General features: G+C 67.1%; 7 protein-coding genes. 1 reads left to right on the top strand and 6 read right to left on the bottom strand.

The genetic code is table 11. The features are described 5' to 3' along the window. From RIC11_RS07040 to RIC11_RS07020, 5 genes are all read right to left on the bottom strand, one after another. On the bottom strand, nucleotides 1-1,214 hold a 1,214-nt coding region (locus RIC11_RS07040), incomplete at its 3' end, for a hypothetical protein (protein WP_350209708.1). Between the two features lie 86 nt (nucleotides 1,215-1,300). Next, nucleotides 1,301-3,259, bottom strand: coding sequence for a PEP-CTERM sorting domain-containing protein (locus RIC11_RS07035; RefSeq protein ID WP_350209707.1), 1,959 nt, complete (start codon nucleotides 3,257-3,259; stop codon nucleotides 1,301-1,303). 164 nt (nucleotides 3,260-3,423) lie between these two features. Beyond that, nucleotides 3,424-4,326, bottom strand: coding sequence for a hypothetical protein (locus RIC11_RS07030; RefSeq protein ID WP_350209705.1), 903 nt, complete (start codon nucleotides 4,324-4,326; stop codon nucleotides 3,424-3,426). Between the two features lie 464 nt (nucleotides 4,327-4,790). Continuing rightward, entirely contained in the window at nucleotides 4,791-6,416 is a 1,626-nt protein-coding gene (locus tag RIC11_RS07025; protein WP_350209704.1) for a FecR domain-containing protein, read from the bottom strand. Further along, nucleotides 6,413-6,940: a sigma-70 family RNA polymerase sigma factor gene (locus RIC11_RS07020; protein ID WP_350209702.1), complete on the bottom strand. Its 528-nt coding sequence runs from the start codon at nucleotides 6,938-6,940 to the stop codon at nucleotides 6,413-6,415. The genes RIC11_RS07025 and RIC11_RS07020 overlap by 4 nt, the downstream gene beginning before the upstream one ends. A gap of 527 nt (nucleotides 6,941-7,467) precedes the next feature. Between RIC11_RS07020 and RIC11_RS07015 the strand changes: the two genes are divergently transcribed. Continuing rightward, nucleotides 7,468-8,811, top strand: coding sequence for an alkaline phosphatase D family protein (locus RIC11_RS07015; RefSeq protein ID WP_350209700.1), 1,344 nt, complete (start codon nucleotides 7,468-7,470; stop codon nucleotides 8,809-8,811). Here RIC11_RS07015 and RIC11_RS07010 read toward each other — a convergent pair. After that, on the bottom strand, nucleotides 8,808-9,719 hold the full coding sequence (locus tag RIC11_RS07010; RefSeq protein WP_350209698.1) for a sugar phosphate isomerase/epimerase family protein: 912 nt from the start codon (nucleotides 9,717-9,719) through the stop codon (nucleotides 8,808-8,810). The genes RIC11_RS07015 and RIC11_RS07010 overlap by 4 nt on opposite strands. Nucleotides 9,720-9,749 lie beyond the last annotated feature (30 nt).

Raw genomic sequence — 9,749 nt, 5'->3', positions numbered from 1 at the left:
CCGTCGACCCAGCTCACCTCACGCATCGGGTCGCCGATCTGGATCGACGGGTCCTCCACCGTCGTCGCCCCCAGGTTGCCCAGCAGCGGGCTGCCCGTCACGTCGGCGGAGGTCACCTGACCGTCGCGGTTGAGGTCGCCCGTATGCAGCACGTGGGCCACGAACTTGCCCATGCCGATCTGTTGGTTGGCAGTGGCGGCCTCGTCGGGAACGCCGTCGGTGCTCGACTGGTTCGTGTTGATGTTCGCCTCGGCGCGGACGATCGACGGCAGGATGCCCCCCTCCTCACCGGAGATGTCGCGGCGGGTGGCGAACAGGTTGATTGCGGTGATGTCGCGGATTGGTTGCGTCGGGATCAGGCTGAAGTCTTCGTCCGGCGTCTCGAACTCTGTCCCCGCACCGAGGTCGGTCCCGCGCAGCGAGCGCCAGTTGCTGTCGCCGCTCGCGTCCGGGTTGAGCGACCGCCATTCGACCTCGAAGTTGTAATTCTCGTAGTCGTTCAGCCGCACCACGGCGTTCTGCTCGAACAGCGTGTTCAGCACGCGCTGGTCGCCGTCGGCGTCGTTGGGGTCGTCGTCGTCCGGCTCCACGCCGGTGCCGAACAGCTGCGAGCCCTGGATCGCGTCGAAGTTGAGCACGCTCCACACGTGCTGCACGCCGGGGTCGTTGCCGTCGACGTCGCGGTCGACCAGGGGCAAACCGGTTTGCGGATCGGTGAGGACCCCGCCCTCACCATCGCTCTGCAGGACCACCAGCCGGGGCTTCGCTTGATTGGTACGGGAACCTCCGTAACCCGATCCCGACTTCGTGTTCCACAGGTTCTGGAGCTGAACGCCGACCCCGATCTCGTCCTCGAAGGTGATCCCCCACTTGACGGTTTCTTGGCCGCTGACCGCCATGTTGGCGAAGGTCGAGAACTCGAGCCAAACGACGTGCGTGTCGTATTGCGAGCGGCTGAACGAGAAGTCCCGCGTGGCGTGTTGGAAGAAGCTCCATTCGTCGCCCGCTGGGACCGGCTCGCGGATGTTGTAGGTCAAGACCGATGGACCCGCGCCGCCGGTGATCGGGTGCGGCGTGGGGCCCTCGGTCCCGTCGATCTGCCGGCCGATCTGCCACGAGTTGACGTCGCCCGGGCGGTTGGTCCAGCCGCTCGGGTCGCCGGCCAGGTAGTCCTCGCTGATCTGTGCGGACGCCGACGCCGCGAACGCCGACAAGAGGGCGGTCGTTACTCCCCCCCACCGAAGACGTCTATCTAGGTCCAACATGTTGCCCGCCCGGTTAAGAAGAAAAGCGTCGGTCTTCAGCTGGGTCGCCGCCATCGACGGCGGCCGGCCGCCGCCGAGCCCAACAGCAGCATCCACCCCGCAGCTGGCTCGGGGACGCCCGCGGCGCCGCTGGCCGACGCGCCGTAGTTGGCGGCCCAGGTGTCGTAGTCGCTCTGCTGGTAGGTCGTGCCGAGGCCGTCGCGCCAGACCGTGTAGTCGGCCGCGTCGACCGTGCCGTCGCCGTTGAAGTCGCCGGGCAAACCCTCCGGTGCGAAGAACGACACCGCCCGAGAGAGCGCGTCGCCGGTGTTGAACACCGCCGCCGCGAAGAGGCCCTGGAACTGCTCTTCGGTCAGGCCGCTGGGCGCGACGAGGCCCAGGTCGATCGTGCCGGTCAGGTTCGCGCCGGCGGCCTGGCCGCTGGCCGTGAGGTTCATCCACGACAGCTCGGTCGGCAGCGCGGTGCTGATCGCTCCGCCGGCCGCCGGGTTGTCGAACGCGCCGCTAAACAGAACGGGGTCGTCCGCCATCAAGGCGAAGCCAGAGATCGCCTGCCCGCCCGCCGCGATCTGGACCCGGCCGTTCGCCGGGTTGTACTGCAACTCAGGCCCGCTGGGCGCGGCGCCGGCGACCGCGGTGAGGACGCCGGCCAGCGCGTCGCCGACGGTGACGTTCTTGTCGCCGTTGGTGTCGCCGTCGCGCCAAACCCGCTCGCCCATCACGCCGAGCTTGGAGAGCAACGGGGACCCGGTCACGTCCGCCGAGGTGACTTGGCCGTCGCGGTCGATGTCGCCGACGTGGTACTCATTGACGACGATCCGGCCGAAGCCGGTCTGATGGTTGTTGGTCGAGCGGTCGCTGCCGTCGGTGTTGATCTCGTCGAGGTTCGACACCGTGACCGCCGAATCCTCCCCCGTGTCGGGGTTGCCGAAGCGGGGGTTCCACAAGCTGATCCGCAGCTTGCCCAAGTCGCCCAGCGGCTGCTTCTCGGGGCCCGACAGGTCGTAGATATTCTCGACGACGTTCATGCTGTGCCAGCCGTCCTTCTCCGGGCGCATGCCCGGCGAGCCGCCGAAGGGCGTCGAGGCGTCGTCGGCCGGGTTGGCCGGGATCGACTCCTCGCTGAACCACTCGACGTTCATGCGGCCGTTGTCGAGGTCGTGCACCCGCACGACCGTTTCGTACTGGAAGAAGTGGCTGAGGATGCCGCTCTGGTCTTCGGCGCGGAACTTGAAGTCGGTGAAGTCGAGCGCCGGGGGCGTTACCGTCTGGCTCTGCCCCCACGCGAGGTTCCGCGCCTCGGTGGTGAACGCGCCACCGACCTCGATGTGCACGTTTTCGCCGTTCTCGTTCACTCGGTGCACGTTGATCTGGTTCGTGCGTCGGAAGCGGTCGCCGGCGTTCCGCGTGTTGTACGTGTGGCCGAAGTAAACGCCCTGGTCCTGCGAATCGAACAAGCCGATGCGCGCCTGCATGCTCTCGGTCGAGCTGACCGCGATGTTCGACGCCACAGAGTACTCGAGCACGTAGACCTTCTGCCGTGTGTCGAGCTGCGGGTTGAGATCGATCGACGCGTTCTGATGGAAGAAGGTCGTCGGGTTGTCCGACCACCACGCGCCCTGTGCGAGGATCTCTTCGTAGTTGCTCGGGTCGTCGGGATGGCGAGGTTGGTCGAAGTCGATCGACTGGAACCCTTCGGGCACGCCCTGCGGGTTCGGCGCTTGGGGGTCGTAGGTGAGCAGCGGCGCGCCGACGGGCGACCCGCCGTTGGTGTCCGGGTTGACGATGAACGGCTCGATCTCGAAGACCGGCGTCGCTTGGGCGGAGCCGTTGATGATCGCGCTTGGCACGAGCGCAGTCGTCGTCGTGGCGCCCGACGCGTAGTCTTCGTTGAACAGCGTCTGCGCGTGGGCCGACGCCGCAACGACCGCGGCCCAGATGACTGCGCCGTGCAGGAATATCCGGCCGGCAGGTAGCGAGAAGAGTGGCGCCATTTTCCTTGTCGGGGGAGGAGGCCGAGCAGGAGGAGGTGAAAAGAGCGACAGCCCGCCTGAGCCGCCGCCATGCGCCGCGTTGGATAAATCCCCGCCGCCCCATAACGCTGGGGCGGCGGGGACTGGCTATCCAATGCCCCGCCGAGCGAGGCGCGTCGGATCGATCAGCCGGCCCGGCGCCGCATCAATCCGGCCAAGCCGCCCAGCGCAACAAGGCAAGCCGAGGTCGGCTCGGGCGTGCGGAAGGTGGCGACCGCGTCGCTGCGGAACTCGACGTAGTCGAACCGCGTGTTGCTGGTCAGGTACGCGTTGTACAGACCCCACGCCTGCACCGTGCCGCTGGGCTTGGCCAGGTTGAAGTCCGAGGTGATCTCGGCGATGTCGAGCGGGCCGCCGGGAACGAGGTCCGCGGCCGACTCGAGGTTCGACACGTCCATGCTGGCCCAATTGCCGCCGGACAGGTCGATGCCGAAGTAGTCGAACTTGTTCGAAGTGGTGGAAGTGTCGACGAGCCCGGTCTCGGTCACGTACCACTGACCGTCGACTTGCAGCACCGCGTGGATCGACTGGTCGAGGGGGTCGTCGGTCCGCCCCGCGTTGTTGCGGCCGCGCCACACGACGGAATTAACGTCCGAGGCCATCGTGCCGCCCGGAACCTCTTCGGTAAAGAACAGGAACGGATAGAAGCCCGAAGAGGCGAAGAGGATGCCGTCGGTCGTGTCGGGCGGGGTCTGCGGGTTGTTGTTGATCCCGCCGCCGATGTCGCCCTTCGGCACGGTGTCGCCGTTGCCGAAGATCGCCGAGCTGTTTTGGACCACCGGTCCATCGCCATCGAAGTCGACAACGTTGCCGACCTGGTCGTTCCGGGAGCGGATCACGTCCCACCCCTGCTCGACGATATTCTCACCGCGGGACGCGGACGGCGAAGCGGGAAATGTCTCGCGGTACAGGACGTTTGCGTCGGACAAGTCCGGCAGCGGCGTGAAGTCGGGCCCCTGGCCGTTCGCTCCGACCGGCAGGGACATTGTCGCGCCGATCGCCGCGACACAGAACAGTTTGAGTCTCATCACAAGGCTTCTCCAAGGTGTGCGCGAACCGGTCCGGCCATCCCCCTGCGGGCGCAGGGCGGTCGGCCAAGCGGATCGCTAGACAAGAAATCGCAGCGCTAGGGGTCGATCGGTTGAGGCCTTTTCCGGCAAGGATTGCGGCTAGCCGCAAAACCGACCATCGACAGTGTTACCGCAGACGCGGTGACGTTGGCAAAACGGGGGCTGGGGACGAGAGGTGAAAAAGCGATTGAAAAGCTTCAACGAGCAGCCGCTGCCGGGAGCCGGCAAAATGCGAACCTCCGGACTCGACTCTTCGTTGTCATTTGAATAGCCGCCGCACGCCCAATTGGGCGCAATTTCTATCGTTTGTGTCGCATGTGGCCGAAGTGCCCGGGGCGGTCGCTGGCAAGGGAGCGGGATTTTGGGCAACCGACCGCGCGCCCGACGCCATGCCGAGGGCGGGCGTCCCCTAAATTAGCAACTCACGGGCCGCTCTCCGCTAGTGGATTCTCCGGAATTTCGTCCGCCTTCGCCTCTTGGGGCACGGCGACGATGCCATACATGTTGATATCCCAGTTGTCCCCCCCGAGCGGGCCCAGCCCAACGGGGCCAGCCTCCGCCACGCGACGCCAGATGGAGCAGGTGAAGTCGATGCTTGCGCCCGGACCGCTGCCGGTGGGGCGTTGCTCCCACCGCACCGAGCCATCCGGCGCAAGATCCCGATACTTGCCAGACCCCTCGTCGATCCCCAGTCGGTCGTCAAGCCGCTCGAAGCCACGCTTTAGCCACTCCGGCGCCTGCGCCCGATCGTCGAGCAACACGTAGATGTCCGCGGGCTGCGTCAGTTCCAGCTCGATCCGCAGCTGCTTGTTGAGCTTGTCGTCGTTGAAGGTCCGTACGAGGTCCCCGCCGATGAGGTACTCGGGCATACCCTTGGCGTCCACGCCGTTCCACTCGTGCTCCGGTCGATCGACGAAGGCCAACGCGTCTTCGAACATTCCGGCGTGGACGATTTCGTAGAAGCTGAACGAGTCTTCGCGATCGATATTGTCCGTTACCTTCGCGATGATCGGCGGCCTCATGCCGCGAACCGTTTCGAGGCTCTCCCCCGCTCCGACGGGGAAGCGGTCGGCGTTGACGGCCACGATCCGGCTGGCGGTGCCGAGTTCGTCCATCCGGACCGCTTGGCCCGCTTCCAGCCGCCTGGCTAGCCTCGGCGGGCCGACCTCGTTCGCACGTCCTTCGATGTCGACGGCGCCTTCGTAGACTACCACGTCGGTGCCTCCGCGGTCATCGACGCTCACGCCGAACTCGGTGCCCAGGTCGACCACCCGCGCGATCGGCGTGGCGACCGAGAACCCTTCGGCGCCCTGCGCGACCACCACCCGCAACGCGCCGCGGTGGATCCGCGCGTGCATGTCGTCCTGCAATTCGAGCACGGCCGGCGCTTGAAGCGTCATCGACGTGCCATGGTCGTAACGGATACGCAGCGAGCCCGCGTTCAGCCGGAGCACGTCGCCACGGTGCAGGCTCCACGGATCCTGATGCGATAAGCGTTCCGTGTACCAGTCCGAATCGCTCGACTCATTCACGACCCGAGCCACGAGCGACTGCTGTGGGTCCGCAAGGGTCGAAGGCGGAACCGTCGCAGCCACCGGAGCGGGCGTGTCCTCCCGCATCGCCGCCACGCCGGTCCACACGGCCGCGATCGCCGCCGCTATCCAAGGCGTCGCCGCCAGCAGCCACGCACCCGCCCTGCTCGTTCGAGTTGTTTGAGGACCGGGTTGCGAACGTCCCTCTGTGGACAACTCTGTGGACACCGGCGCGGCGACCGACGCGGAGCGTGCGCCACCAAGCCCAGCGGTCGCCCCCGCGATGCCAGAGCCGCTGCCGTTACGGCTTGAGCTCGAACCGAAGGTCGGCGCCCCGTCGCCGGCGGCGATCGACCGCGCCCACTCGACCAGCCGCGCCTCGTCGCCGGCGAGGTCGAGCAGGTTTGCTGCGAGCCGTTCGTCTTGCTTAAGGCGCACGACGAGCCGGCCGAATTCCTCTTCGGTGAGGTCGTCGGAAAGGTAATCCAACAACAACGACCGGTCCTCCGGACTCATTCGGTCGCCTCCATGGGGAAGTGCCGCTCAACACATTCACGCAGATTGATCCGGATCCGCTTGAGCACGCCGTAGGTGGCGGCCATGCTCCGCCCCAGATGCTCGGCAATTTGATCCACTCCCGCGAACGACTCGCCGTATCGCAGCTGCAGCACTTCGCGGCTGCGGGGGGGCAGCTGCTCGACACACCGGCGTAGAGCCGCGTCCCGCTGCTGATTGACCTCGGTCGAATCAAGGTTGCGGCCAGCCGCTTCCGCCAACACGCCCACAAGCTCCGAGTCGTACACCATGGGCCGCTTCGACTTCCTGAAGAACGAGAACACCTGGCGGCGTGCTATCTCCATTGCCCAAGGCAGGAACTCGTCCGGGCATCTCAACTTGTGGAACGACCCGACGATGCCGACCGAAACCTCCTGGAAGACTTCTTCGGCATCGTGGTGGTTCCTGACGCAGGCGAGGATGTAGCCGTACAGCTTGCCCCGGTGCTTAATAATCAGGCGGGTTATCTCGGTATTGCTGCTCACATCCGCCTCAGCACTGCGGGGCTCGCCGGCCTGCTCCTCCCGCGCGGGGCCTCGCTCGTCCGGTGGCGACGACGCCTGTGGCTTCGCCGAGCTGCGTCCCTCCGACGACGAGTCGCGAGGCGCCACAGCCGACCCGCGGCCAACCTCCAACCCCTCTCCGCCGGGCTGCGTCTGTTCGCCGAGCTCACGCAGCCGGTCCGCAGTCCCGAACCGGCGGGGATTCGCGTCTGACGGCGGTTGCCCGCTCGTTTCCAATCGCAGTGCCACGGTAAGTCTCACCGGGAAGGTGTGGCGGGGCCGGCCCCCCACCCACACGTCGGACCTGCCCAGCAACAAGATGTCAGCCCCCCGCAGTTTAGGCGCGGCGTCGGAAAAAGCCTGGATGCCGCGTCCGGCGGGTGTCGCCCCGTTAAGTTGCAGCCATAGGGCCCGCCGGATTAGCCTCTCCGGGAACGCCTCGAGTGCCCGCCGCTCGTCTAATCATCGCTCGAATCGACTCGGATTTTCGACCAGGAGCCATGTCTGCCATGTCGCTGTTCAGGAACCCGCTGAAACTCCCCTCCGTGCTGGCTTGGGCGCAGCTGCTCGTGGTGGGGGTCGCGGCGGCCCAGCCCTACCTGGCCGAGGGCGTGAAGGTCGGCGAGGTCTCGTCGGACACCGCCATTGTCTGGACCCGCTTGTGCACCGTCGAGTCCGTAAACGAGCGATTCCAGCTCCCCGGGGCCGAGGGGGAAGTCCGTGTCCGTTACCGGCCCCCCGGCGGCGATGAGAGGCAAACGGCGTGGACGCCGGCCGACCCCAACCGGGACTTCACTGCGCAGGTCCGCCTCGAGGGGCTCTCGCCCCAGACGCGTTACGCCTATGTCGTCGAGGCGCGCAACGGCTCGGGCACGGCCGAGCTCGGCGGCGAGTTCGACACGGCCCCCTCCGCCGACCAGCCCGCCCCGGTCCGGTTTGTTGTGACGACCGGCCACAAGCACCAGACGGCCGAGGAAATCGAGCTCGGCCCGCGGATCTACCCGGCGATGGCGTGGCTGCAGCCCCACTTCTTCATCCACACGGGCGACGTCGTCTACTACGACTTGGACACCGACCCGCTCGCAGAGTCCCCCCAACTCGCGCGGCTCCACTGGCATCGCATGTACAGCCTTGAACGCCGAGTCGCTTTCCACCGCCGCGTAGCGAGCTACTTCATCAAGGACGACCACGACCTGCTCAAGAACGACTGCTGGCCCGGCCAGACCTACGGCGACCTCACGTTCAACCAAGGCGTGCGGATCTTCGACGAGCAGACACCCTCCAGCGACAAGCCCTACCGCACTTTCCGATGGGGCAAAGACCTCCAGATCTGGCTCGTCGAAGGGCGCGAGTTCCGCAGTCCCAACGACCAGCCGGACGGGCCCGGCAAGACCATCTGGGGCGACGAGCAGATGCGGTGGCTCAAACACAGCATGCGGGCGTCCGACGCCACGTTCCGGCTGCTCGTGACGCCGACCCCTGTGGTCGGGCCCGACCGGGAGAACAAGTTCGACAACCATTCCAACGACGCTTTCGCCTACGAGGGCGCCGACGTGCGGGAATTCTTGTCGGGCCTCGAGCGGTGTTACGTGGTCTGCGGCGACCGGCACTGGCAATACGTGTCGGTCGACGACCAAACGGGCCTCCGCGAATACTCCTGCGGCTCGAGCACCGACGAGCACTCTGGTGGCTGGGGCAAGGACGACAAGCGGCCCCAGCACGAGTTCCTGCGGGTCGCGGGCGGCTTCTTGAGCGTGGAGGTCACGCCCGGCGACGAGCCGACCATCGCGTTCCGGTTGCACGACGTCGACGGCCGCGTGGTGCACACCGACTTGCAGCCGTCCGGCGGCTAGCCGATCGCCGCGATCGCCCGGCGCAGCTCCGCGACGTGGCGCGGGATGGCCTCGCGCGGCGGTTGCTCGCCCTCGTACTCAAGCACTAGGTAGCCCGCATAGCCACTCTCGACCAGCAGCCGCGCCAGCCGCGGGTAGTCGGCCGGCATGGGCTCTCCGTTGACGGGGGTCTCGGTCTTGAGTTGAGCGATCGCTGCTACCGGCGCCAGCCGCCGCAGGTGGTCATACGGCGCCGGCGTGTCGACCAAATTGCCGGAGTCCCAGCACACGCCCAGCCAGGGCGAGCCGACTTGCTCGATGATCCGCAACAACAGATCGGGGTCACGCACCCGGTCGTGGTTCTCCAACCCGAGCATCACGCCGCACCGCTCGGCCAACGGAAGGACCTCTGCCACGTTCGCGGTCACGTTGTCGACGAGCGTGTCGTCGTCGAGCCCTTCCGGCGGGCGCCGCGACGCGAACACACGCAGCGCCGGCGCGCCGAGGTCCGCGAAGCGCTCGATCCACTCCCGCGCGTACGCCAGGTTGGCTTGGCCGCGGTCGCTGCCGGGCGGCCAAGAGAAGTCGTTGCCCATCGCCGCCGATGAGATATCGAGGCCGAGCAGATGCGCGCGCCGCCGCAGCTGCGCAACGAAACCGGCGGGCGGCGGTGCGGGGAAGAAGTAGCTGGTCGGTTCGACCGCGTCGAGGCCCTCGCGGGCCGCGTAGTCGAAGAAGCCCTCCATCGTGAGCTCGCCGTCGGTCCGCTCGCCGTACCGCCACCGCATCGCATCGCGGAGCGAGTAACTCGACAGCCCAACCCCCTTCAGCCGCGGGTTGACCCGCGGCGAGAGCGGCGCCTGGGCGGGGGCGGCGGCCGCGAGCGTCGCAGCGCCGAGGCCGGTAAGGAACTCGCGTCGGTAGATCATTCGTCTTCAGGGGTTCTTGGTCGGGCGGTA

The organism is Botrimarina sp., from assembly GCF_040219535.1.
GTDB lineage: Bacteria > Planctomycetota > Planctomycetia > Pirellulales > Lacipirellulaceae > Botrimarina.
The sequence above is the reverse complement of the archived record's forward strand: the minus strand, read 5'-3'. Positions and strand labels throughout refer to the sequence as shown.